Origin of the sequence: Vibrio sp. TBV020 (genome assembly GCF_046056895.1) — a bacterium.
In the GTDB taxonomy this organism is placed as follows: Bacteria; Pseudomonadota; Gammaproteobacteria; order Enterobacterales; family Vibrionaceae; genus Vibrio.
Genome location: NZ_JBEEAQ010000001.1, coordinates 1,326,533 through 1,352,324, shown reverse-complemented (window position 1 = coordinate 1,352,324; position 25,792 = coordinate 1,326,533). Strand labels below are relative to the sequence as shown.

Here is a 25,792-nt window from a genome sequence, read left to right as displayed (position 1 = left end):
AACTAGAGACCTCTGTACAAAGCAATTATCAAAGAGTCAAAATACCGTTCATTTATAAATCTCATCAATCATTAAGAATCAAGGCTCATATAGATAACTAAAGTAGCGCTCATTCCAATAATTCGTCCTTCGTTCAGACAATTATATTTCTCCTAGACTTAGCTTGAGGGGCTATGTGTAGGGAAACAATCAAAATATGCCACAACTTGCAGGGCGACAAATTGAAGAAATGGCAGATATTCGTGCGACACGCAAAACGAATATTGTTTTACTTTGTTCATTAATTTCAATCGCTATTTTGGCAACATATGGAGTTTTACGCTTTTTAAACGGTGACTATTTTCTTTGTGCGATTAATTTCTTCTCTGCTTGCGTGCTATTGCTTAATACGCTTTACCTTTCTAAACACCGCCGCATCAATCATTGCGACCTGGTGTTAAGCAGCATATTACTTTTTCATGGTGTTGTGCTTTTACTTTATGGACAGGAGGTCAGTGATCGACTGCTCTGGCTCTACCCCATTATCGCAGTACTCATTTTCGCCAACGACTTTAAAGTCGGAGCCCTTATGAGCGTTGGTTTCTGCGTTCTAACCCTAATCGCAATTCAGTTTCCTCAAGCGGTCCATTTTTCAGAAAACAACTCTAAAAGTCGGTTTTTACTGAGTCTATTTTCACTCTGTTTACTCTGCAATATCTCTGCCTACTACTATTCAAAAGTAATGAACTACATACACTCTCTCTATAAAGAAGGTATTGAAGATCTTGCCTATTTAGACCAACTGACAGGGTTAGCAAATCGATGGAGTTTTGAGAGCTGGGCAGCGGGAAAGCTCATCGAGAAGACCAACAGTGCGAATATTACCGCCATGGTCTTTATTGATATCGATGATTTTAAAATGATTAACGATACTTACGGACATGATGTCGGCGATAGAGTTCTACAGCATTTCGCCAAACGCTTACGTAATAACGTCCGTAACAAGGACCGAAAAACCGACAAGCACGACTATTCAATTGCACGTTTTGCTGGTGATGAGTTCGTTTTACTGCTTTATGATGTGAAAGAAATAGATGACCTAAAGGGGATACTCAAACGGGTTAGTAATCTTTTTTCAGAGAGTTACCAATCTTCCGAGCGCATCAACAGGCTCACTGTAAGTGTAGGTGTGGCGTTATACCCTCAGGATGCACGTACGTTATCAGAACTGACACGTTGCGCTGATAAAGCGATGTACGCTGCGAAACACAGTGGCAAGAACCAATATCATTTCTACAGCGACAACAGCTTTCCTCAATCTCTCAGTGATGCTGATAAAAAACTAGCAAGTGTCACCTCGATAAAATAGATCTAGCGGGTCATATACATAACCCAAAGAGAGAACACCATAATCACAAGCATCCACACAGCGTAACGAACCGTGTTCGGCTTGTTACGTTTAGGGGTAACTACGGGTTTGAAAGCTGCATCTTTTAACGCAGCTCTTCTTGCCGCACGATCAGTTTGAGGAATGACTCCTCGCTCCAATCTCTCATCACGCCGCTGTTGAGCTTTTTGCGCCACCTCTCCAAATCGGTGAAGCTGATCTGCGGTTAATTCCTGACTAGGATCGTAACGAGTGCTAGAGTCGGTATGTTTTGGAACAACTGCCATAAGCATCTCCTCTCGGTGATAGTCATAATCTAAGTATAGCCAACACTTACATTAATAAATCTGATAATAACGACTTCATTACTCGACATTTTCGAAAGTCTTGGCTGCATCACTATTACAATATAAGTTAGCAACTCTCATGCCGAAGCAATCGTTAGAGGCCTATCATCTTGATTTATGGAGATTATATTCACCTAAGGTCAATATTTATTAGCATGTATTCTCAAATCTATTCTCATAATGCACATAAAAGAAAGCCAGCAACCTCCGTCGCTGGCTATCAACGCAGATTCTGCATGCTTAGCGTAAGAACAATCTACCGATAACGTTAATCACCCATCGACGATAGGCCAACAACAGGTAGCTACGAGGCATCCAAGAGTATGACGACAGTACCGTTTTAGCTTTAGAGAACGTTCTAAACCCTTCTTCACCGTGGTAATGGCCTATGCCTGACTCACCGATACCACCAAATGGCGCGTCATCTGCAGCGACATGAAGTAGCGTGTCATTAATAGCCACTCCACCACTATGAGTATGCTCAATCACTTGTTGCTGTAATAGCTTGTCGTCTGACATCAAATACAATGCGAGTGGTCTTGGCCTTGCGTTAATAAAAGTCAGCACCTCATTTAGATGGCGATACCCAATGACAGGTAAGATTGGACCAAAGATCTCTTCTTTCATGACCAACATCTGCTCAGTAATACCGGTGACTAACTGAGGTAACATTTGGCGCTCATCCACTTCCACATAGTCTATGCTATGTAGCGTTCCTCCTCTCTCTTTAGCATCTTGAAGGTAAGACTGTAAGCGCTGGTACTGAGCATCATTTACTATGTTAGTCGAGTTTTTTAATTGACCATCTTCGATATAAAGCTCATAAAAGCGCTCCAGGTAACGCTCAATAAACCTTAATTCCTTCCCCTGCGGCACCATAACGTAGTCAGGCGCGACACATATCTGCCCAGCATTGACCGACTTACCGAGCATAATGGCATCCACTGCTCGGTCTATATCCGCATCATCGGCAATAATCACGGGCGACTTGCCACCTAACTCAAGCGTTACTGGTGTAAGGTTCTCAGCAGCAGCTTTCGCAACTAATTTCCCTACTTTAGTCGATCCAGTAAAAATTAAATGGTCAAAGGGCAGAGACGAGAAACACCGAGCTATGTCAGCTTCCCCTTCAACGATGTAGATATCATTCTCCAGCACTGAGCAAATTTGGCTTAACACCGCGTTGGTGGCAGGGGTATGTTCACTCAGTTTAACCATCACTCGATTACCAGCCGCTAATGCTGTAACAATAGGAGCAATGCTCAGGACAATGGGGAAATTCCACGGAGCAATCACCCCGATCACACCTAGTGGTTGATATTCGACTCGAACTTTAGAAGGGAAGAGTAATAGACCAGAATGACGCTTGCTTGGCTTCACCCACTTTTTTAAGTGCTTTACTGTGTAGTTAATGTGGTTTATTGCTGGCAACAAATCACAGATAAGACTGTCAAACTCACTACGATGGCCGTAGTCAGTGTTCAAAGCAGTAACGAGCTGAGATTGACTGTCGAGCAAAGCAAGTTTCAAAGTATTCAACTTCTCTAACCGTTGCTCGTATGATGGGGCAGGATCTTTGGAATATTGAGCTTTTAGTTCACTAAACAAGTCACGTAAATCTTGTTCACTCTTAATGTGTTCCTTGTGCCATTTGTTAATGTCTACGACTTTTTCCATATTAATAGCCAACTATGAGTTCTTCCTGATTAATATTAGCCACTATCGTCGACAAAATCTTCTAAAGCGCTCCAGTTCCTGAGTATTAAATATCAAGCAGCCCTATAAGCTGCTTGAATATTATTAAAGTTGTGGGAATCGCTCTTGGAACTTTTCTAAGCTCACTGCTCCTGCAATGCGACTGTTTTTTAACTCTTCTCCATTCGGTGAGTAGAAAAATATCGCTGGAGGGCCAAAGACATTCCTTTGAGCGAGCCAAGCCATTTGATCCGGCGTGCTCTCTGTTACATCAAGCTTGATGGTTTTCCATTTTGCAAGCTTCTGTATAACCGAAGGATCATGGAAAATTTCCTTCTCAATCACTTTACATGACACGCACCAATCAGCATATAAATCGATAAGCACAGGTTGCCCAATCTGTTTAGCTTTAGTCAATACCGTATCCAATGAGTCGATCGTTTTGACTTTGGTAAATGTCTTGCCCTGAGACGCCTGAGCAATAGGCCCATTTTTCTGCTCTAAAGGATTCAAAGGATCATCATTTCCCATCAAGTAACCGACAAAAAGAATTAGCCCATAAAACAAAGACATGAACGCAGCGAATTTACGCATTCTTGCCCAACCCGCTTGCGCTGACTCTAATGCACCGAAATGAATCCCCGCACCAATCGCAAGGACCGACCACAGCAACATCGTTAACCAAGTTGGGATGAATCGGCTAAGCAGAACAATCGACACCGCGAGCAACAGTACACCAAACAACTGTTTGACAGATATCATCCAAGGGCCACTTTTTAGCAACAATTTACCACCGCTTACACCAATCAGGATTAGAGGCAACCCCATTCCCAACGCCATGATAAACAGGGTGACACCACCAAATACCCAGTCTTGTGTTGTAGAGACATAAAGCAATGCACCCGCTAAAGGAGCGCTGACACATGGTGAGACGACTAAAGCCGATACCGCTCCCATACCAAATACACTTGCTATGCGCCCTCCACCGAGTTTGTCAGATTGTGAATTTAACTTTTGCTGAAGTGATGCGGGTAATTGCAGTTCGTAGAAGCCAAACATTGCCAAAGCAAGAACGACAAAAACAAGTGCAAATATGCTCAGCAACCAAGGCTGTTGCATCGCTGCTTGTAAGTTAACCCCTTTAGCAACAGTTGTCACTAAAATGCCCGTCATTGCATAACTCGTCGCCATGCCAAGAACATAAGAGCTGGATAAGATAAGCCCTTTACGCCCTGTCATTTGCGCATCTCCTCCGATAATACTGGATAAGATTGGCACCATAGGGAGTACACAAGGCGTCAACGACAACCCTAACCCTAACAAGAAGAATACCGCTACTGCTTGTACACGAGACGCATCACCCAAGAACTTTGATATACCATCAGTATCTTCCGATAAAGAGGTTATCTCTTGCCAAACGCTGCCTTGTTCTTCACCTATCGTTGTATCAGTTACTGTGTTGGTACTTATACTTTCCGGTAACGACAACTTTATTGTTTGAGGCAAGTAACAAAGGCCCTTATCCGCGCAACCTTGGTAACGAATCTTCACCTCCCCTCTACCGCTATAAGGAATAGTTAAAGTGACAGGCTTATCAAACACTACGACTTCACCAAAGTATTTATCTACTTTGGTTTTCCCCGGCCAGGAGTATTGGGCACTCACTAGCTCGACAGAGTCTTCGGCACTAAATTTAAAGCGCGATTCATATAGGTAATAGCCCGGATGAACCGCGAAGTGAATCTGTAAGCCATTTTCTCCTACTGACCACTGATAGGGAAAAGCTTGTTCAACCGGTAAAAAGTTCTCCTCTTGAGCCCATGAGTTCAAAGAGAGAAATAAAAATAGACTAATAAAGAGTTGTTTCATTGAGCGAGAAATTCCGTGTCTTGATGAATAGAAAGCTGGTCATCAATAAAAATAACGCCTACTCCCTTAGGAACAGGTAATAGAGGATCAATAGTCAATGCGGTGCTGAGTGCTCCGGCTTCTAAAGCTGTTGGCGCGACAACAGTGACAGACAAAACCTTAGAATGGACACCCTTTTCAGCTAATATGTGGGAAGTTTGCTGATCCGCAAATTGAGCTTTACGCTCATAGTGTGCTGAGGTCGTTAGCGCTGCATCCTCTAAAGGTAGTGAAAAGAATGGCTCTGAAGGATTCGCTGGATTAAGCACTGCTACATTAAATGGAGTCGAGTCACCTTTTGTTTTCAGTGCTCTTATATCACCACCAAAATTGATAAGAGCACCTCCAGCTCCAAGGCTATCTGCAATATTAACCGCCTGATCGATAGCGAACTCTTTGATCACTCCACCTAAGTCGAAACGAGTGTCGGCATGTGGTATATGAAGAAAATTGTCTCGTATCGACCATGAACATACGCCCATTGCTTGTGAAGCTCTTTTGTAGACCTCTTCACGACCCAGTGATGAGTTAAGTGAGGCTAGATACTTTACTGTCCCCACTGTAGGATCAAATACTCCCTGAGTCGCCTGAACTAATGTCTGCAACGCTTGGAATACAACAAGCGACTCATCATTCAACTTAACATCTTGTGACTGGCGCTGATTAAGCGCGCTATGAAGCCATGACTGGGTTGAATAAAAGTTGTATTTCTGTTCTAAACGGCGAGTGTTTTGCTCAATCAGCTGGGCAATTTGGTTCGCTTTACACGAACCAAATATCTGCACTTCACAAACAACCGTCATCGCGTGAAAACGATGGACGAACGGTTCACTAGAACGCATAGCTCGCTCCAATAGCCCACCAGTTCGCCTCAAATCCATTAGACTGCTCATAGTAAGCACCCAAGAGATTCACACTCACGCCTTTATATACTTTAAAGCTCGCACCGAGTTCATAGGCATTTGCGGTATAGTCACCCAAGCGTAAATCCGACGTTGCGTAGCCAGTCGATGCGAATGTTTTATCGTTCCCATAAGGGTCACGATAGAAGTCTGCTGCGTCTTGCGTATACCAAAAGTAGCCTGGCGCTAAAGTCAGCCAGTTGGTGACAGCCCAAGAGAGTTTTCCACCAATTTGATGAGACATGACACCCCAATCATCTTGGAACCATTTGTATCTAGGGCGAACCACTAGAGAATCAGTAATTGACCAAAATGCTTGCAGGTTAACACCGCCGGATAAGCGTGTATCTGGTCTAGAATCCTGAGCCAAGAACACTTCATCTGTACCTATCTGACCGTCTTCATCAACATCGATCTCACGTAAAACAGTCAGGTAGTGGTTGCTCAAGTAACCCGAACGGTAACCCGCATAACCAGTAAAAACCATATATAAGTTCGGACTAAACACCTGAGATAGGCCCGCTTCTACACTACCAGTGAAGATTCGTTCCCACTCTTGAGTGTTGGTATAGTTTTCGTACTTTTGAAATGCAAGAGTATTATCAAAAAGTGTTGCGACACCTAAACTATAAGAGCGGTTCTTTTGCGAATCTGCATAGATAAGCGCTTTACCATTAATGCCAACACTCTCGTAGTCCTCCTCTACCGAAAAATTATGGCCAAACGTCCATTCATTACGAGCTTCATCACGGTAGGTTGCACTGCCACTAAAAGAGACGCGCTTATCTTTTAAAGGCACTTTTTGAATCTCATAACCACTCGCATGAGGATCATAACCCGATCGAATCACTTCATCGGTTTTAGCCTGAGCCTTTTCCGTCATTTCAGCTCGGTTAATAGCATCATCAACGCCATAAATTGGTGTGGTTGCTCCCCAAGCAGGTGAAGCGCCAGAAACGGTGTCATAACCGACCTCAACATTGAGGGTCCAATCTAAGCCAATGCTTTTCTCAAATGAGACAACTCGATCACCAGCTTCAACTTTATCATCGTATTCTTGGTAACTCAGGTAATGGACGGAGATATGGTCCTCTGCCATTACATTATTTGCCACTGCCGCCGCACCAAGCAGCGTTAAAGGTAATTTCTTCATTTTGTTCTTTTATCTATTACTAGTTACAACCACAGCCGCCACCACCGACGCCGCTACCACCTACTGAACCTTGTTTGTAGGCAAACACTTTTTCAGAAAACAAATCGAATTCAGGAACTGGGCCTCCTGGCTTCATCTCTTTTTTGGCTAACGTGCCTTTTTCCCAAGCTTTAACTGGTTTAATCCCTAGAGCTTCATCTACGAATGCAAGTGCGGATTTCTCATTCTTCTTAGGCTTTTCAGTTGGTTTTGATTTGGTTAACTTCAGTTGAGAGCTGTTTGGCTTCACCATCTCGACATTTCTTCGTGCCCCGACAGTTGTACCGTCACTGCTGTAAACTTTAGAGGAAATCACTTCCTCTTCCATGCCGTCTTTTGCCACAGAAGCTTGAGGTTTAGCTTTACCTAGATTGCTCAAATCAACTTTGGGCGCAGCGTGAGACACCGCCGACGTTGATAGTATTAAAGCCACTAGGAAGCCATGGGATGTTAGACTCATAGCTGGATCCCCATCGCTGCTAGGTCATCGGTAATCACTTGGCTAATACTGTTAATTGCGCCAAATCTCACCTTAAGAATCTGACCTTGGTAGATGTAGTAAAGTGCTGGCATACCAATCGGCTTAAATTCACCAATTAGCGACTGCTCAGGATCGTTCACAACAGGAAACTCAAGACCCAGCTCTTTTTGAAATGCTAGGCCAACTTCTACCTCTTCATCAACGTCAACGCCAACAACAGTTACTCCCGTCCCTTCTAGCGTTTGATACAAGGCATTGACCTCCGGTAGCTCGTGACGACACGAAACACACCACTCGGCAAAGAAGTCCACGATGGTCAACTGTTCAGGATCAAGACCTAACCCTTGCGCAGCTGATTCTGTTAACGTATCCCCTTCTTGAAAAGCCATAGCAGGTATGGAAGTGATAAGGGCAAATAGAACAACCAATTTTCTTAACATTATTTCTCCTTAAGTTATTGTTTTAGTTATTTCCAAAATTGATAGTGGTGTCGTAATCCACATTTAGAATCTGTGAAAAGTACTGCTCGAGTTCATCGTGGTTATTCGCTGAGAAGACGCTCCCCGTTCCTCCGGCACAACGGGAAAATTGCGCTAAACGAGCATCTAATACATCAAAACCAATGAAGTTGAATTCGATTCCATAATCCTGAGTCGCTATCCGACATAAGCCTGCGTCCACCAGCTGATCCAAAGCATTGTTGTTGTCAGCCCCGTCCGTCATTAGCACTAGCTTTCTGTTAACGCCACCATAAGCTGCTGGGCCAACGTTCCATTCACGTTGCCAGTTAGGCATCAACTGTCTTAAGCCCCAAATCAAACCTTGGTAAGAGGCTGTGCCGCCTGAAACATACAACTGGTTGACTGAGTTAATCACTCGATTCAAGTCGTCGGTGAGCGCTAGTGTTGGCGAATTTTCGTTGCAGTCGCTCAACCAACGATCAGGAGCGGTCACTTTCACTGGTTTGTCGTCATGGACAACGTCCAGATTAGCGACTGTTTCTTCGGCTGAGAGCGTGTCATTGGGTTGCTGTAGGCCATCCACACAAAACACTCCCGACTTGTCTGACCAAGGAGCGTCAACAACAGATACGCCATCAGAAAATGGAACAATGGCAACCTTAATATGGCCTTGTGTTTCTGCTGTTTGTTGCTGCTCTTCAAGTGAGGAGATAGCGTTGTTCAAAATCGACTTTAAGTCGTCGATATCGCTTAACATCGAGCTTGAAACATCCAACACCAACACAAGCTCGGTAGGTTCACTGTTGAGTTCTTCTCGAACGTAGACTTTTTCCTGAGCTGTAGAAGAAACATTGAATGAGACATCAGACAAAGTTAATGAACTAAAAATGGTCGATTCTTGATAACCAACATTAACCACGCAGCCTGTGTTCCCAACCAATATGAAGTCAACGTTATTAGCTTCAGGGCTGTAGTAGTCGAGGTAACCTTGCATCATTTCACGATCGACTTCGCCTTTAAATTCACACGCAAATGCCGCCGAATCTGTCGCTTGTATCGCCCTATTTGACCATTGAATTTGATAACCAATGACTACCGTTGTGGCTACCGCGGCTAGCATTGGGATTAACAATGCCAAATACGCAATAGCAACCGACCCTTTCTGGTTCTTCAATGAATGCTTAGCGTGCATAATGCCTCCCGAGCATTACCGCTTTACTACTCAAAAATTCCGGTAATACAACACCAGATAAAACGAACTGCGAATCTGCACTAAACGGTTGATTAATGCATATTGTCGTCTGTACTAAAGTCGCCTTTCTGTCATTTAATGACGTTTCAGGACGTTGACTTGTTGGAGCAAGGCTATCAAGTTGTGATACAGATTCGTTGCTTGAGCAGTTGACCCCACCTTGAGAAGATCCAGAAAAAATCTCGACTTTTTGTGTGGTTGGATGCGCTCGACGAATTTCAAGTTCTAAACCAATCTGGCTACTATCAAGGTGTTTGGGTAACGTGCGAATTACCACGGCAAACACATCTTCAATATCCAATTGGTTTATTTGCCAACTAAGCGATTTTGTATCTGTCCCTGCTGGCGCTCCTGCAAGGCTTATGGTCGCGTTATCGTTAAATGTTCTCGACACAGCGTTAGTCACCATAAAGGCAGCACTATCTAATCGCGTTTGCAGATGCATCAAACGGTAGATGGACACTAAGCCAAACACGATAACCATGATGCCGATAACAACGAATGGAAACTCAATCGCTGTGGCCCCAGCTTGACGCAGCCTCAATTTAACTGTCATAAGCAACCACCACAGTTCGCTCTAAAGAGACTAGCTTTACAAAGTGTTCACTCAGCTTAGGGACAAGCAAAAACGCAAACGAATAGGTCACTGTGTATTGGCCTAACTGAGCTTGTGAAGACGACGTATAATGAGTGTTAGCCAAGTCTGAAATCGTCTTAGCGTAGATCGGTTGAGTCACTTCTAATTTTGCCGCGTCAATCAATGGATACTCTCCAATTTTTGCTTTGAATGCTTGGTCTGCGATGTAAGAAGGCTCCATCACCCGTGCTACTCGCACAGCGTGATTCACTGCAGAGTCAAACACCATGTTCACCCATAGAAATCTCGTCAGCTCGAAAATCGCTAAAATCAAAATCAGAAATGGCAATGCAATCATTGCAAATTCTAGTGTTTGACTACCGGCTTGCTTTTTCATTTCTGCGCCTCGCGAACATCTGTTGCGAGAGAGTGATAAAACTGACTATTGTTCTCTAGTTCAGCTTGAGACAGATCTTGTTTAGCGACTTGCTTAGCAGCTTCAACATCACCATTCATGGCATAGGATAACGCCAGGTTAAGCCGTAATTTTCGACTAGCTTCTCCACGCTGATAAATTGGGTAGAGGATACGAATAGCTTGATTAGGCTGCCCGTCTAGCATCCATGCCAATGCAAGGTTATTACGAAACTCCACACTGTCTGGTTTTAGCTTCAAGGCTTGGTTGAATGAATCCCTGGCACTGACATAATCATTTTGCAAAGACTGCGTCACTCCAAGGCTATTTAACGCAACTTCATCTTGATCATCAGATTCAACCGCTTTTGTTAGCGCAGCTTTCGCTTGGATAAAGTTACCCAACGCTAGTTGGGCTCGTCCAATTTCACGTTCAAACTGATGAGAAGGCGAAATCGAATTTCCTTTGTTCAGATAATGTAACGCTTCATCGTAACGCCCTGATTGATTACATGCAGAACCAGCCAAGAACAACAGCTCTACATCTTCTGGTGTTGATACCAGTTGCTGCTTATAGATCAGTAGCGCGTTGTCTGCATGGCCATTAAGCAACGCGGTGTTGGCCAGTTTTAGATCATCTTGGTCTTGTTGTTCTGGCGCAGATTGACACCCCAGTAATAGAAACCCAAAGCAAATGGAAACGAATAGTCTGATCATAACTGCCCCAATGTATTGAATAGACTTAAGACCGTTGGAGCAACGATAATGACCACTACTGGCAACATGATGAAGACAACAAGAGGGAATGACATCTTTGCGGGAATTTTTCCCACCCACTCTTCAAGCTCCAATAGATGGTACTGGCGGTTATCCGAGGCAATCAGTTTGAGAGCTTCAGCCATCGGCGTACCAAACTTGATCGCTTGAGACATTGTCACTGCCATATTGTTAACTTCAGGCAACACTAAACGTTGGTCAAGATTGGCCAAAGCGCTAAGCGGTGAATCGAGTACCGACATCTCAGTTGAAGTGAATAACCACTCTCTGGACAGAGCTGGAGAAATTGACTTCATCTCTTTACCTACAGTGTAAAATGTCGCTTCCAAGCTTTGACCTGAAGAAACACAAACCACCATAAGATCCAACACATCCGGAATTGTACGAGCTATGTCTTGGCGAACCGCATGAACACGCCAATCAATTACCTTGTCAACGAAGATCCCAACCACAAATGCTATTGCAACACTCTGGGCTACACCCTGAGCATCAAAAGCTAACTGTTGGTGGAAATACCATACAACTGCACCTGACAACATTAATATCGCTCGAATCAGCATAAAGGTCGTTTCAGCACTGCGTGATACGTAGCCAATCAATGACAGTTTCCGACTGCGCTCTGGATTGCGTTTCCAGCTCCATTTCAATTTTGACGAAGTAGCACCGGAGTTCACGATTGCGACACTGTCTAATCGCTTTTTCAAAGCATCACTTTGAGAAGCGAAAACAAACCCAAGAATCGACCCGACAATACCGAACGATAACAAGGCGATGCCAATATAGAGGCTCATCTAAACCTCCTATTCTTGGTCAACATTTGTAGTGAAATACCCCCAATCAGAATACTCAAAGCGCAGTAAGCTAGAACAGACTGCCCACTTTCCGTATCGACCAAAAGCTGAAACATAGATGGGTTAATCCAAGCGATGATAGCGAGCAAGATCAAAGGTAGAATCGCCAGAAATCGAGCTGTCATCCGTGGTTCAGAGGTAAGACTCTTGACCTTTTTCTGCATTGCTCGGTTGTCATGAAGCGTTCGGCTGAGATTATGTAAAATCTCTCTTAGCTGACCACCATTGCTCTGGTTTAGAATCAGAGCAATACTAAAGTATCGGAACGCTTTGTAGGGCATACGAACACATGCTTCATCCAGTGCAAAACGCAAACCACGCCCAAGAGACAATTGATCTTCAATTAAAGAAAACTCTCGTCCAAGAAGCCCTTTTTGTGAATGCGCAACTTGGCTGATCGCCTGAGGAACGGATAAGCCAGCAGAAACTGCTCGGCTAATCATTCCGAGTACTTGAACAATACTCTGCTCAAACTCTTCTGACTGTTGCTGTTTTCTAATCAGGAATAGAACACCAACCAGTGTAAACACCGCAACGAAGCCAATCAGGAGTCGCCAATGACTGTCTAGAGCAGTCATAAAGAAATAACTTGCCCACGGTAGACACACAAAACAGAGAGCCAACAACAATTTGTCCCGGCGAGAAAATAGTGCATCAAGGCGAGACAGCACACGACCACTAAACTTAGTCGATTCTGCTTTTTTTAGAATCGACCCTGTTTCTAGAACTTCCCCTTTGGCTGACAATGACTGAACGCGCGCAGAAACCTGCTTTTTAAGCACATACGTTCGCACTGCGTATATTCCAGCACAGATAAATAGCGCTAACAACAAAGCAGAGATCATGACTCTAACTCCATAGCATTACGCAGTTGACGCTCTAATTGGTAGTAGCTCACCCTTTGAGTAAACTGAGGTAGCGTTCGAGAAGAACGATAGCTACCAATTAAATTGCCTTGAACATCTTCTCCAGTTGTCACAAAACGATAAAGGTCTTGAGTCACATACTGCTCACCTTCAAGCCCTTGAATCTCAGTGATGGCTACAATGCGGCGTTTTCCATCTCGCATTCGCTCTACTTGAACAACAACATCGATGGTATCTGCGACTTGTCGTCTCAAGGCATAGAGAGGTAAGCTCGATTGAGCCATCATCAACATGTTTTCAATACGAACTAGCGCATCAGTCGGCGAATTTGCGTGCAAAGTAGATAAGGAGCCATCGTGGCCCGTGTTCATCGCTTGCATCATTTCAAATGCTTCGTCACCACGTACCTCCCCGAGAATAATTCGGTCAGGACGCATACGAAGTGCATTCTTAACCAATTCACGCTGACCAATAGCGGGCAGACCTTCAGCGTTTGCAGGACGAGTTTCTGCACGAACGACATGAGGTTGTTGCAACTTCAGTTCAGCCGCATCTTCAATCGTAACAATTCGCTCATTCGGAGAGATGCTAAAAGACATTGCATTGAGTAAAGTGGTTTTACCTGCACCTGTCCCACCTGCAACAAGCACATTGAGACGTGAGCGCACGATTACATCAAGCAATTGCACCATTCCATCCGACATTGAACCTGTTGCCGCTAATTGGTTTAACGAAAGCTTTTCTTGATTAAATTTACGGATGGATATGTACGTACCGTCTAATGCGAGCGGCGGAATCATTACATTGACACGACTACCATCTTCTAAACGGGCATCAACCAATGGCGACGATTCATCAATTCTGCGGCCAATCTTACCCACAATACGTCGAGCTAAATTAAGCAGTTGCTCTTCATTACGAAAAACAACATCCGTTTTGTGTAGCTTACCCAGTTTCTCGACATATACTTCTTGATAACCATTCACCATGATATCTGTCACGACAGGATCATTGATGAGTGGTTGTAATGGCCCTAAACCACACAGTTCATCGACAAGCTGCTTAACGACGGTAGCGACTTCTCGATGTCCTAATGGCAATTGTCCCGTCGAAACAATATCTGTCACTAAGTTATGGATTCGTCCTTCAAGTTCATGAGCTGACAGCTTGACGACAACACTTGCTTCGATTGAGTCCACTACCTGCGCGTGGATGCTTTGGTAATGTTCTCTTACTGGATCAGCTGAGGCCGTTTGTGCTCTGGTCGTTGATAACAGCCTCGACGATTTCATTCTAGAGGTGGTAAACATCATGCACCTCTTTTCCAAAAGCGGCGCTTAGCAATTTTACTTTCACCAGCGACAAGGTCTGCCAAGTGAGCAAATGCTCTGTTTACTTTACGGTTGCCTTTCAGCGCAGAATAGCCTAATGAATCTTTTGTCAGGAAGTGCCCAGGCGCATATGGCAATACAACGTCTACCGAATAGCCAAGAGCACGTTGAACATCGTTACAGCTAATCAAAGATGCTTTATCAGATTTAGTGTGATTAACAACAATTACGTTCTTTCTAGCGGATTGCGTTGACTCCGTAGATTCAAGGGCGCGCAGGATTTGCCCAGCATTACGAATTGAAGCTAATGTTGGTTCAACCACCAAAATACGAATATCGGCTTGAGTCAGTGAGTTCAAGCCAATTTGATCGCGCATAGAAAACGTTGGTAAATCTTGAATCAACATATTTGAATGCTTTAGACAGAACTTCCTAAAGTGGTCTAGAGCACTTTTCTCAGGCCAAAATGGGCTTGCATCTAATGGTAAGTATCCAGTGAACAAAGTTAAGTTGTCTTCAACCGCGATTCCACTTCTTGCATAGACAACCGGCTCTAGGCGTTCCGGGTACTGCAACATTTCAACCAATGAAGTGTTACCTTGGACATTGTACTGGAGGTCTAAATCCCCTGTTGAAAAGTCCATATCAGCAATAGAGATGGCATCACCACGTTGACTCAGCTCTCTTGCCAAATTTACAGCGACAGTCGAACTACCAACCCCACCTTTCGCACCAACAATCGAAATAACTTTTCCGGTCGAATCCTCTTGGTTCACAGAATGGAAATCGACGTTATCAAACGCGCTGACTTCAACTGGGTTCAACACATACTCAGAAGCACCAGCTTTGATCATTGCTCGATAAAAGGCGATTTGTTCATCATCACCAATGGCTAAGATATGACTCCCCGTTCTAATTTTTAGTGCGCTAATCAAACTCTCTGCTTGCTGCCTAGCCAGTCCCGAAACATCTAGAGCGATGATTGGATAGCCATGCTTAACCACACTCTTAACGATTAATTCTTCTTCACGGGAAACCGCGTCTAAGTCAGTAATACCTTGCTCTGCAAACGCTAAAGTCAGGCTATATGAGTCTAATTGTCCATTTTCAGCAACCAATACGGATAAAGATTTCTTATTCATTTCAGTTCACTCCAAATGCCGTTGTATTAACATCTTGACCACTGCTTGCATTTCCTGTGCTAACCGGAGGAGCAACATAGCCCTCGATCACTGAGACAGCCTTTGCACCATTGGTTGGGCCTAATTGTTCACCCACAATTAGATCCTTAGGGTTCGCCACCATTTGAGCTAAAGCGGTGGAATTCGCACAACCATAAGCTGGGTGCGTTTTGTAACGGTTGATGAAGTTATTGCTGTGTTTTTGGGTTACACATTTAGGAAGTTTCGCTCGAAATGATTCGATTAAAATTTGTATGTCCCCTGCATTTTTTTCACTAGTGTGCTCGCGATAAATTTTATTTCGAGCAACCCCTTGGCCGATAATAAGCGACTCAATGGTGTCTAACTGTTGCTGACCTGCAGTAGTGTGCGTTAATAACTTCACTGTTAAGCCGTAAGGAGACCCCTTACGTTCTATATACTGGCGAATAGCTTTCTCTTGCCCAGAAGAAATTTTCGCACTATCAAGCTTTATTGTTAGCTTGTTCGTCACCGATACCACGTCCAAAGCTGGAGCTTGTTCAATTGGTGAAGATGTACAGCCGCCTAACAACACTAAGGCTGGCAGAATGTATTTAATCATGTTCATAATGGCCTCAGTAATAGAATCCGTTGTCGCCGAGCAGCCTTGGCTTACTGTTGTCGGTATAGGTATCACTCTGTTTAGGTGATTTTTGACGCGAACGAGGGATCGCTAGTAAGCGCTCTAAGTCACTCAGTGGTAGTAAGCTATCCGTTGGCAATGGCAGAATGTCGTTACGAGTCGGCTCAACAAGGTAAGCCGTAGCGATAATAATCAACTCAGTTTCGCGGCGCTGATATTCACTTGAACGGAACAATCCCCCTAGAATAGGAATATCACCTGCCCCTGGCAGCTTTTGGATTTGATCGATTTCGCTGCTTTGTAATAAGCCACCTAACGCAAAACTTTGGCCACTCGCTAACTCAATGGTGGTGGTTGCGCGTCGTGACGTAAATGACGGGTATACATTCCCATTTAGGCTAGTTTGGTTTTCCACCGAAACACTGCTCACTTCAGGAGAAACTCTTAAACTAATTCTGTCAGGCCCTAGAACAACTGGCGTAAAGTTTAAGTTCACACCAAACGGCTTATATTCAACCGTTGCCGTATCGCCTTGGATTAATGGAATAGGGACTTCACCTCCCACTAAAAAGCTTGCGTCTTCGCCTGACATCGCAGTCAGATTTGGTTCAGCCAGCACCGACATAGTGCCGTCTGTTGCCAAAGCGTCAATCAAGGCGCTCAATGTCGGCTTACCCCAGCTACTGACATCCCAAGGTTTGGTGTATAAAAAGCTACCGACACCTGATTCAATCGAGCCCCATTTAATACCAAGCTTGTTTGATACATTTCGCGAAACTTCAGCAATTCGGACTCGAATATTTACCTGCGTTGGCATAGTGACGACCAGCTGATTAACCAGTTCATCATTCATTGGTACAGATTCATTCTGGGTTGAATCTGACGAAGACTGCGAACTGCCGCTGTTTTCGGTTTGTTCTGGAGCAATGATCGGTGACAGGTAGCCTTTAGCAACATTGACGATACTATGCGCCATCACTGGCGTCGGCACGGTTCCTTTCAACCACAACTTTCCTCCCAGAGACTCAGAGTGCACTGACGCTTCTGGGAATTGAGTTGAGATCAGAGAGTCTAGCTCATTGGTGTCATGAACTACTCGAATCTTGTTGTTATAAATAACACGTTCTTGTTGATTCAAGATTGTGATTGTTGCCGTACCTGCCTGCATACCAAACACCATGACTTTGGTGTTGGTCAGTGGTTGATAATCAGCAATGTGAGTGTTGGAAATAAAGATTGATTTAGCGTCTTGAGACAGAGTAATCATCTTTGCTTCGTTAATATTCACTTCTAAGGGCGCAGCCCAAGAAGCGAACGAGAAAAACAAACCAGGAAGCAATAATAAGCTCCACCAGCGGAATGCTTTATTCATAGTGTCAGTTCCTATCACGACTAGTTAGTTTTATCTTTTGTAGGTCTAAGTTCGATCAAACCGAAATCCGGTGCGACCTTCTTCGAGTCTGGGTTCATTAGCGTTGAGGTAACAGTAAACGGTTCTGCAATCTCAGAATCCGCCTCATTTGCGCCACGTAGTGAAAGAGTTAACTTACCAATCTGATTAGCGAGCACGATTTGAGTCGCTTGTTGAGGGGTCACTTCAAGCGAAACTGAGCTATTGTCGGGTAAATCAGCACCATACGAACTACGTTGCTTTTGAAAGTTTTCAGACGTAGCAAGCTCATTAAATGCCAAAACTCTCACACCCGTAGCAATGGTTTTTACGTATAAGCCGGTCACCTCATTGTTATACTTTTTCAGTTCACTAACTTGAGAGCCCAACATTAAAATATCGACTTTGTCCCCAGGTTGAACAAAACCAGAGTTAGCCGTTACTTCATCGACAGGGACAGAGATCGCGCGATAACCGCTGCGCACGTTCAACGCGAGCGATACCCCACCCTCTGGACGAGTGAAGTCATTGGCAGACATTACCTGCCCATTTTTAATCGCAATATGAGCAATTCCAGAACGAAGATTGAGGTCTGTAAACTGTTGTTCCGAAATATAGTCTAGGTAGTTTTCAAGCTCTTGTTGAGAGACCTCTTTCCACTTAAACATGTTGAGGTTATATGGTTGACCTACATCTACAGCTTGTTTAGCGACCAGTACTTTTTTAAAGACTTCGCTAGCAGGCTGTGGTGATGTAGTATCTGTATTGCTTTGGTTAAGCAGGAGTATCGCAATACCCACTGCTGAAAGTACCAAAGACAGCAACATTAAACGTTTCGCTGTCATGATTATTCCTTAACTTATAACGAAACTATTCGCCTGAATCCTTGGTTTGCTCTAGTGAAGTAATGACTGTCTCATAAGCGTCAGTAATCGCTTTGGTCAAACGCCCTTCACTTCCCCCAACTAATGACAGCAAAACGACTGACATCGCCGCTGCTAAAATGGCATATTCAATTGCAGCTGCGCCGCGTTGTTTTTTCTTATTCAGCATGAATAGACTCCTAAAATGAGATAGTCAGCCTCCTATTGGAGGCTGGATTAGTTATTGTTTTTTGACTTACTGAGGTCTATTTAGACACGAAGCGATAAAGGAACTTGGTAGAACTATTTGTGCTGTTGTAGCGAGTATTAGATTCACCAAGAGGCAGTTCTATATATTCGAGCGAAGTTCCGGCAGTACCATTGGTGACGTAATAATCCTTGTCGTTATAGTCACTACTTGTCGGCTCTGCATATGGGAAAACCGTAACATCTGATGGAATCAGACTTTGCATATCCGCCACTGAAGGTAGTGTCCAGTTTGATTTACCACATACACCGTTCTGATAATTGGCTAATTCCGTTTGAATATTGTTGTACGTCTTGTAACGTTCGCTCGGTGTAGCATTTTGGAAGATCTGCCAGATTTCACCTGTCGCAGGATTCTTAGCACATTGAGCTGATGCACGGTCTACAACAGTCGAGCCGTCGCTAGCAATGTATTCCCAAACGAGCGAGTCCTCGCGCATTAGTCTTACCATTGTGACGTATTGATCATAGCTATCCCCATCGAGATCAAAGGAACGTAGCTCTGGTCGTTCGCTAGTATTCGCGAATACGTAGGTGTATTGCTTCGAAGAACTTGATGCCGCACTAGTCCAATAATAGAAACGTGTACCACCGTTGTAATACGATTTATCAAACTCAGGTAATAAGCCTTTGTGATTAGGAAAAACATTCACATCAATCGTATGGCTTGCGCTATTTAGCCCTGCTACCGCAGCGGTCTCCAATGATTTAATATGATTAGGGTGAGGAACTTTCCAGTCATTGAATCCACATAAGTTAGCGTTATTTGTTGTCTCTAGGACACCACCTGCACCCAGAACACTTGGTAAGTCTGCACCTGCGGCGTTGTAAACCACTTCATCTTTACTACCCGGCATACCACTTCGTAGTAAGCTCCAAACACGCTTAGAACCTACAATGTTAGTATCCATCACACAGCGCCAGCCTTGTTCATAAGATGTAGCTTTAGGCAAGTAGCGACCTAGTGAGTCTAGTTTTGCGAATTGCCCATCAATAAGAGCATCCGCTTGGGACACAACAAAGCCTGCCGTATGAGCTCGGTTTAGCCCATCTTTTGCAGTTGTGTGCAACGTATCTGTACTATGGACTGCGACGGTTGCATCTAACTGAGAAATCAATCCCTCCATCGTAGATAACAAGTTTGCAAACTGATTATCTACCCCTGCCAGTGCATTATTCAAAGCCGCTTTAAGCGCGTCGGTCGTATCATAGTCATTTTCAATATCAAAGAGCGCCGCGTAAAACGCCAAGGTTGCTTGATGAATCGCACTGCCTGAGCTTGCTGCAAGTAACGCTGATTGTGCTGATGTCATAGACTCAGAGTTCAATTGAATCTTAGCCAGTTTTTCCGCGAACGAAGTCGCTTCAATCGCGCCAGTTAATGCCAAGTTGTTCTTACTTAACTGCTCAAACTTGGTTTCAAAATCTGCCACTTTAGCGATGAAAGCAGCACTGTCCGAGTCCGTGCGAGACTGTGCAATTTGTGCTTCAAACGTATATTTAGCTAGTTGTGCTTGCTGCTGCGTTTTCTGAGTTTCCCAGTTCGTTGTTAGACCGTACAGAGCAGCTAGTTTTGCATTCGCCTCGCTACTTAATAACGTGTAGCTCTTTTGTTTAGCTTGATTTGACGCCAACCAAGCCGTCAAGAACGACTCTGCTTGAGTAAGCTCTGCAGATTGCTGCGACAAGAAGCTATCTAATGCTGATAGTTTCGCGGTAATGTCAGCAACAAGTTCAGTTCCACTTGCAAGCTGCCACTTCGCAAACGCGTATTTACTTGAGTAGAGCGAGGAATCCTTAACCCCATTTTTGTAAGCTACCGCCGTTCCTGCTTCATCGACCCAAGTGATTGAATAGTCAGAGATTAGATAAGATCTTGCGTAACTTGGTAGCGTATCTCGACTACGAGTCGTTAGTGGCAATGCTTCGGAAGCTTTAGGTAAAGTCCAATGCTTGATGCCACAAGTCGTAAGTTCTGAAACTTCATTGAATACGTCTTCCGATTTTGACACTGAGGTAGCAACCCAGAATGTAGGTTCTCCTTGTCCATTGACATCATATTCCGCAATACACTCGGTATCGTAGCTATGCCAGCCATTGTATAAACTGTACCCTGAGGACTTATTCCACAACTCCATCGGAACATATTGGATGGCGCCAAACTGACCGCTCAACGCTGTGGTCCACAGTACATCACCGGCAGTATTCTCTTTTCCTACAATGGCGTTCTGTTTGATACGAATACCAACGTCGCTTTTGTTATACGCTTTAGGGCCAACGAACTGAGGGTTATTTGTAACAGGCTGCCAAGTCGCACCTTTATTTACTGTGAACTCATAATATTCTGGTCTATCGTAGTGCTCGCCGCTGTTCACATAGTCCCAGCTGACCATGTTTGGTGCTACACCATTATTAGCGACCTTAATCTCACCATTACTTGGAGCAGGTAATTTAGGTGTCTCAGTGAATGCTTGCTTGTTCGAAGCAATTAGACCTACAGGCATACCATTTTGCGCGTTTGCTCGAACTCGAAGTTGTACTTCATTGATCGATTTTGCAACGTCTCCAACCAAAATAGGTTTTGCTCCAACAACCACCCAAGTTGACCCGCTATTGGCAGACCATTCATAGTCTGATGGCGCACTAAAACCATTAACATGGGTCCAATCTAAGGTGTTGGCAACATCATCAACGACAAGTGACGTCGGTGCCGCGGGTGCATCAGGCTGTTTGGTGAACGCTTCAGCATTTAACAACGGCAATCCAGCCGGACGCCCATCAACCGGATTAGGTTTAACGCGCACCTCAATACTGTTCACACTGTAGATGCGGTCTTCTAAGTTAATTGGTTTGCTAGTAACGCTCTGCCAAGCACCAGATTCGATTCTAACTTCGTAATCTTGTTCACTTTCAAAGCCTGAAACCCAAGTCCAATCAAAGGTGTTAAGTGCATCATCAACCACCCCATTGGTTGGAGCAACTGGTTGTGCTGGCGTTTGGGTGTATTCAAGATCGTTACAAAGCATGCTACCCGCGGCATTGTTCACGCCATCTTTTACTCGAACACAAATCTCACCAACAGCGTAATTTTCATCCGTTAGGGTCACCGGGTTTGCTGACACTGATTGGAAAGTTTTTCCTCCGTCAACTGACAACTCGTAGAGCGAAAGGTCTGAGAAGCCAGACACTAATGTCCATCCAAAGGTATTACTAGCGTTATCAACGACAGGTGCAGTCGGACTAGCAGGTTTATTCAAAGCCTGGGTAAATGGTGTATTGATTGTCAGAGATGCCCCAACAGGTCGACCATTGTCAGCATTGGCTTTGACACGGATTTGAATAACATCAGCAGCAATATCGATATTGCCAACTAAAGTTGGGTTCGCTGCCATTGTTTCCCAAGACGAACCTAGGTAGATTTCGTAAGAATCTAGGTTTGGATAATCTGAAACTAAACCAATCTCAACAAGGTCTGCTGTATCGTCAGCCCTCAATAAAGTCGGCGCTACAGGAGCAGCAGGAGTAACCGTCATTGCCTTTGCTGATTTAGCCATTAAACCGTGCGGGCGACCTTGCAGATCATCACCCTTAACTCTCAGCTTTAACGCACCAGCGGCAATCGCAATATCGCCAACCATTTGTGGCTTTGCGGTTACTGCTGCCCAGCTACTACCGTTGTCAACGGAATACTCGTAATCATCAGCTGAGGTAAAGCCAGTTGCCCATACCCAATCAAAGGTGTTTTGAGCATCATTCACTGTAAGACTTGTTGCAGCAGGCGGTATTTGCGTGTTGGTGTAGGCTTGAGCAGAAACAAGGGCTGTACCCGCTGCAATTGACTTGTTTGCATTGGCAGCAACACGAACTTGTACGTCACCTTTGGCAATGTTTCCAGAACCGACGTTGATTGGCTTTTGATTGACAACTTGCCATGTCGAACCACCATTAAGGGAATATTCATAGCTCGATAACGCGTTGAACGGCTTGACCCATTCCCAATCAAACGTATCAGCAGCATCATCCACTACGCCGTTCTTTGGTGCTTTTGGCCTAACCAACACGATATCGCCATCAATATCGTCAGGGGTAATTTTGAGATCTTTCTTGTAGTCAGTGGCAATTTGATCGAGCGCTTGCTCAGTATTTTGTGCACCATGGGAAAGGCCATCTGTACGCTGCTTAAGCGCAACAACATCTAGGTTAGCAAGGCGCTGCATTGAGCCCTTTCTAGCATGTTCTTCAGTTACACCACCGTTTATTGAGCTTTCTTGTGCAGATTGAAGGACTCGCGTAATACCGCGAGCCAGCATGTGAACTTGCTTGCTCTCCGTGCTGGATTTACCTACATAATCCGACTTTAAGACCTCTTCAGACACATTAAGATCATTTGCTAGGCTCTTAGCTGCCTCGTCAAACGTTACTCCTGTCGTTTGGGCAATACTAGAAACCATGGAGGTCATTGGGCTAACAACTTCAGGCCTTGCTGCTGGCGCCTCTAGAGTAAAATCACTAAGTAAAACTTGACCAGGGTTATCCATGTCAATCGTAACACCTGATAACGCTTCGACAAGAATGTTGTAGTTTGAAATATCCCCTTCAAACGGTAGCTGATAGTGACCATTTTCATCACTCTGAACGATGGTGCCATCTCCGCTATCACAGTGCGCATTGTTGTTCTTATCTAAACAAACATTGGCGTTTTTTAGGTAGCCATCCATGACAACACCTGACAAATTATTGGCAGTTGCATTCCCTCCAGGAGAGGAAATTTTCGCGTCAGATTCATTTCCACCACCACAGCCAACTAACGCAATTGTTATTGCTCCAGCCCCAAGCTTTTTGACCAGTAATCCCACCGTCCAGACTCCATGATTTATAAAACCAACAACAAAATTGAGCGGCGATATTAATTTAAATGATATTTATTATCAATATCATTTGATCTTTTATTTTATAAGATGATTAAATAGTAGCGATTAATACTGTTCAATATGGAATTCAATAAAATTATCGGTTGACTATGCTTAAAAAATATCCAATGTGTAAATTGGCACTTTCTGTCTCTAGTGCCCTACTCTTGTCTGCTTGTGGAGGGGGGTCTGATGATTCAAGTTCATCGAGCAGCGGCGTCAATGCTTATTCATATACTTCTCTAGATGTGTGCGCTGACACCGATCTAGATGGGGCATGTAGTACCTATGAACAACAGATTAGTGACACTAGCAATTACTCACAAATGATCAATGACAATGGGGCAATTCTTACCGCTCACGCTGGGTCAAAGATGGTCTCGCCTTTCACAACTTTAGTGCACAGTGAAATGCTGTTTAACCCGACATTAAAAGGAGAGCAAGAAGGTGCGGTCGCTTACCTTCAGAAAGTGCTCGGAGACATAGTGAGTGTGGACTTCACACATGTAGACACGACCCATGGACCGAAAGAACAGACAGAAGTTTTACTAAAATCTTTACGTCAAGCCCAAAGCCAAGGAGAGCTTGACCCGATGCTCAATATCGCTCACGCATTGGACATCATGATCGCTAACCAAACCCTTGATTTATCAGGCTTTGATTTAAGGACGCAACCCAATCGACATGTCTCATTTGACGGCTTACTTACCATACATGGCTCTCAGGTCGACTCATCTCTCTTGGGTGCGAAATCGATTACGTATAATCCAGCTAATAACAAAATTGTATTTTTGGATTCTTCTGACAACGTTAAGCAAATCGATATAGGCAACACCAATAGTGCGGTTAGCCAGTCAGCACAATCATATTCAGCCTTAAATGCGATAAGTCGATATGACGATGATGACGACGACGATGATGATGACGATCACCATGGAGGTAGCATTGAAGATCTTCTTGGACTCCAGCCAGGGGAACATCAACTCGTCCAAATTCTTCCAGCGCTGAATAGCATCCAGTCATACAAGCTTTATCAACCTAAACTGGTTGCTCAATCAAGTACTCATTGCAACTCAACAGGAACGAGCGGAATCTTCTTAACAAGTCTGCATGACAAATCCACTCAAGCGGTCAGAGCTTCAAAAGTTAAGATTGATGCGTACGGCGGTGCTTCTGGTAGTGTGCCAATTCCTAAACCTAAGCCAAAACCAGTTAATCCAGATGCGAATCTTGCAGCTCAGCGTTGCTTTAACGATAACTTTAACTGGATGATGCCGCTGTATCAGAAAGACTCTATTATTGCCGAGTTGGATGATGGCATTTATGGGCAAGACAAATTACGTCGGCTCAACTCTAAGGATCTCAGCATGGGGTCACAGAGCTATACACTTTCAACAACTCAAGATTTTGTTACTGCATCTTTGGATGAATCAGAATTACTTGTTGTCGACAGTGGTGTTGGCGGAACGAAAGACGCTACCCTACTTGATTCTACTTCACTCGCACAAAAGTCTACCGTTGGAGTGAACAATGCTGTCGCTGGCGCCTTTACGATCAACAACAATCTGATTTTTGGTTTAAAAGATAATCATGCTACTTGGGTGGCCAAAACGCCTGCTGCCACTGAGCGTAAGAAAACTCTGTTAGACGCTAACATTCGGTTCGTTAAGTCGTCACCTAACGGTAAACAGTCAGCCATCGTGACGGATACCTCCCTATATCTTCTAGACAACGCTAGCTACTCTATCATTGACCAGTTCTCCATCGCTGGGACAACTGTGAAAGACTTGAGAATGCTTAACGATAAAGCTGTGACAATACTCAGCAACTCAGTTGAATATTTCCAGTTTGGTAAGATCTCTGGACCAAAGTTAAAAGTCGCCGCGCAGCTAATTACTGACGATCTAAAAGATGACTGGGCAAATACACCATCGGCGCATTGGAAAGCAACCAATATGGGGTTCTTGCTTGAAGCAACTGGCGTCGAATCGGCTGCGGCTAGTCAGTTCAACTCTATCAATGTAAGTTGGTTACCTACAGGGGTGACACAAGCCAGTAATGTGACTGGTGTAAACATCAGCGGATTAGATAGAGGGACCTGGGTAACCTTGTATAAGGCTCTATAAAAATAAAGCGGCATCAATCAACTGTTTCGTG

General features: G+C 44.2%; 22 protein-coding genes. 2 read left to right on the top strand and 20 right to left on the bottom strand.

From position 1 onward, the window contains the following. Positions 1-196 precede the first annotated feature (196 nt). A complete protein-coding gene (locus tag AAFX28_RS05800; RefSeq protein ID WP_408686488.1) occupies positions 197-1,348 on the top strand; it encodes a diguanylate cyclase in 1,152 nt (383 codons plus the stop codon). Positions 1,349-1,350: 2 nt separating this feature from the next. Here AAFX28_RS05800 and AAFX28_RS05795 read toward each other — a convergent pair whose 3' ends face one another. The 20 genes from AAFX28_RS05795 to AAFX28_RS05700 form a co-directional block, all read right to left on the bottom strand. Then, positions 1,351-1,653: a hypothetical protein gene (locus AAFX28_RS05795; RefSeq protein ID WP_408686486.1), complete on the bottom strand. Its 303-nt coding sequence runs from the start codon at positions 1,651-1,653 to the stop codon at positions 1,351-1,353. Between the two features lie 300 nt (positions 1,654-1,953). Continuing rightward, a complete protein-coding gene (locus AAFX28_RS05790) occupies positions 1,954-3,390 on the bottom strand; it encodes a coniferyl aldehyde dehydrogenase (RefSeq protein WP_408686484.1) in 1,437 nt (478 codons plus the stop codon). 123 nt (positions 3,391-3,513) lie between these two features. Next, positions 3,514-5,277: a protein-disulfide reductase DsbD gene (gene dsbD, locus AAFX28_RS05785; protein ID WP_408686482.1), complete on the bottom strand. Its 1,764-nt coding sequence runs from the start codon at positions 5,275-5,277 to the stop codon at positions 3,514-3,516. Next, entirely contained in the window at positions 5,274-6,158 is an 885-nt protein-coding gene (locus tag AAFX28_RS05780; protein WP_408686480.1) for an FAD:protein FMN transferase, read from the bottom strand. The genes dsbD and AAFX28_RS05780 overlap by 4 nt, the downstream gene beginning before the upstream one ends. Further along, the gene (locus AAFX28_RS05775) at positions 6,148-7,371 is read right to left on the bottom strand and encodes a DUF3570 domain-containing protein (protein WP_408686479.1); all 1,224 of its coding nucleotides are present in this window, start codon (positions 7,369-7,371) and stop codon (positions 6,148-6,150) included. The genes AAFX28_RS05780 and AAFX28_RS05775 overlap by 11 nt, the downstream gene beginning before the upstream one ends. Before the next feature lie 19 nt (positions 7,372-7,390). Next, complete coding sequence (locus tag AAFX28_RS05770; RefSeq protein WP_408686477.1) at positions 7,391-7,870, bottom strand: DUF4266 domain-containing protein; 480 nt, start codon at positions 7,868-7,870, stop codon at positions 7,391-7,393. Continuing rightward, on the bottom strand, positions 7,867-8,331 hold the full coding sequence (locus tag AAFX28_RS05765; protein ID WP_408686475.1) for a TlpA family protein disulfide reductase: 465 nt from the start codon (positions 8,329-8,331) through the stop codon (positions 7,867-7,869). The genes AAFX28_RS05770 and AAFX28_RS05765 overlap by 4 nt, the downstream gene beginning before the upstream one ends. Before the next feature lie 22 nt (positions 8,332-8,353). Further along, on the bottom strand, positions 8,354-9,544 hold the full coding sequence (locus AAFX28_RS05760; protein WP_408686473.1) for a hypothetical protein: 1,191 nt from the start codon (positions 9,542-9,544) through the stop codon (positions 8,354-8,356). Further along, positions 9,534-10,160: a tight adherence pilus pseudopilin TadF gene (tadF, locus tag AAFX28_RS05755; RefSeq protein WP_408686471.1), complete on the bottom strand. Its 627-nt coding sequence runs from the start codon at positions 10,158-10,160 to the stop codon at positions 9,534-9,536. Before tadF ends, AAFX28_RS05760 begins: the two co-directional genes overlap by 11 nt. Then, positions 10,150-10,578, bottom strand: coding sequence for a TadE/TadG family type IV pilus assembly protein (locus AAFX28_RS05750; protein WP_408686469.1), 429 nt, complete (start codon positions 10,576-10,578; stop codon positions 10,150-10,152). The genes tadF and AAFX28_RS05750 overlap by 11 nt, the downstream gene beginning before the upstream one ends. Beyond that, positions 10,575-11,312, bottom strand: coding sequence for a tetratricopeptide repeat protein (locus AAFX28_RS05745; RefSeq protein WP_408686467.1), 738 nt, complete (start codon positions 11,310-11,312; stop codon positions 10,575-10,577). Before AAFX28_RS05745 ends, AAFX28_RS05750 begins: the two co-directional genes overlap by 4 nt. After that, positions 11,309-12,163, bottom strand: coding sequence for a type II secretion system F family protein (locus AAFX28_RS05740; RefSeq protein WP_408686465.1), 855 nt, complete (start codon positions 12,161-12,163; stop codon positions 11,309-11,311). The genes AAFX28_RS05745 and AAFX28_RS05740 overlap by 4 nt, the downstream gene beginning before the upstream one ends. Then, positions 12,160-13,068 (bottom strand): type II secretion system F family protein, encoded by a 909-nt coding sequence (locus AAFX28_RS05735; protein WP_408686463.1) that lies wholly within the window; start codon positions 13,066-13,068, stop codon positions 12,160-12,162. The genes AAFX28_RS05740 and AAFX28_RS05735 overlap by 4 nt, the downstream gene beginning before the upstream one ends. Further along, entirely contained in the window at positions 13,065-14,381 is a 1,317-nt protein-coding gene (locus AAFX28_RS05730; protein ID WP_408686822.1) for a CpaF family protein, read from the bottom strand. Before AAFX28_RS05730 ends, AAFX28_RS05735 begins: the two co-directional genes overlap by 4 nt. 17 nt (positions 14,382-14,398) lie before the next feature. After that, positions 14,399-15,562: a CpaE family protein gene (locus tag AAFX28_RS05725; protein WP_408686461.1), complete on the bottom strand. Its 1,164-nt coding sequence runs from the start codon at positions 15,560-15,562 to the stop codon at positions 14,399-14,401. 1 nt (position 15,563) lies between these two features. Continuing rightward, positions 15,564-16,190: a CpaD family pilus assembly lipoprotein gene (locus tag AAFX28_RS05720; RefSeq protein WP_408686459.1), complete on the bottom strand. Its 627-nt coding sequence runs from the start codon at positions 16,188-16,190 to the stop codon at positions 15,564-15,566. Between the two features lie 7 nt (positions 16,191-16,197). Next, entirely contained in the window at positions 16,198-17,577 is a 1,380-nt protein-coding gene (locus tag AAFX28_RS05715; RefSeq protein WP_408686457.1) for a type II and III secretion system protein family protein, read from the bottom strand. 20 nt (positions 17,578-17,597) lie between these two features. Beyond that, entirely contained in the window at positions 17,598-18,440 is an 843-nt protein-coding gene (gene cpaB / locus AAFX28_RS05710) for a Flp pilus assembly protein CpaB (RefSeq protein WP_408686455.1), read from the bottom strand. 25 nt (positions 18,441-18,465) lie between these two features. Further along, on the bottom strand, positions 18,466-18,648 hold the full coding sequence (locus AAFX28_RS05705) for a Flp family type IVb pilin (protein ID WP_408686453.1): 183 nt from the start codon (positions 18,646-18,648) through the stop codon (positions 18,466-18,468). 76 nt (positions 18,649-18,724) lie between these two features. Further along, entirely contained in the window at positions 18,725-23,581 is a 4,857-nt protein-coding gene (locus AAFX28_RS05700) for a DUF1566 domain-containing protein (protein ID WP_408686452.1), read from the bottom strand. A gap of 164 nt (positions 23,582-23,745) precedes the next feature. On the opposite strand from AAFX28_RS05700, the gene AAFX28_RS05695 reads away from it, so the two are divergent. Next, on the top strand, positions 23,746-25,761 hold the full coding sequence (locus AAFX28_RS05695) for a hypothetical protein (protein WP_408686450.1): 2,016 nt from the start codon (positions 23,746-23,748) through the stop codon (positions 25,759-25,761). Positions 25,762-25,792 lie beyond the last annotated feature (31 nt).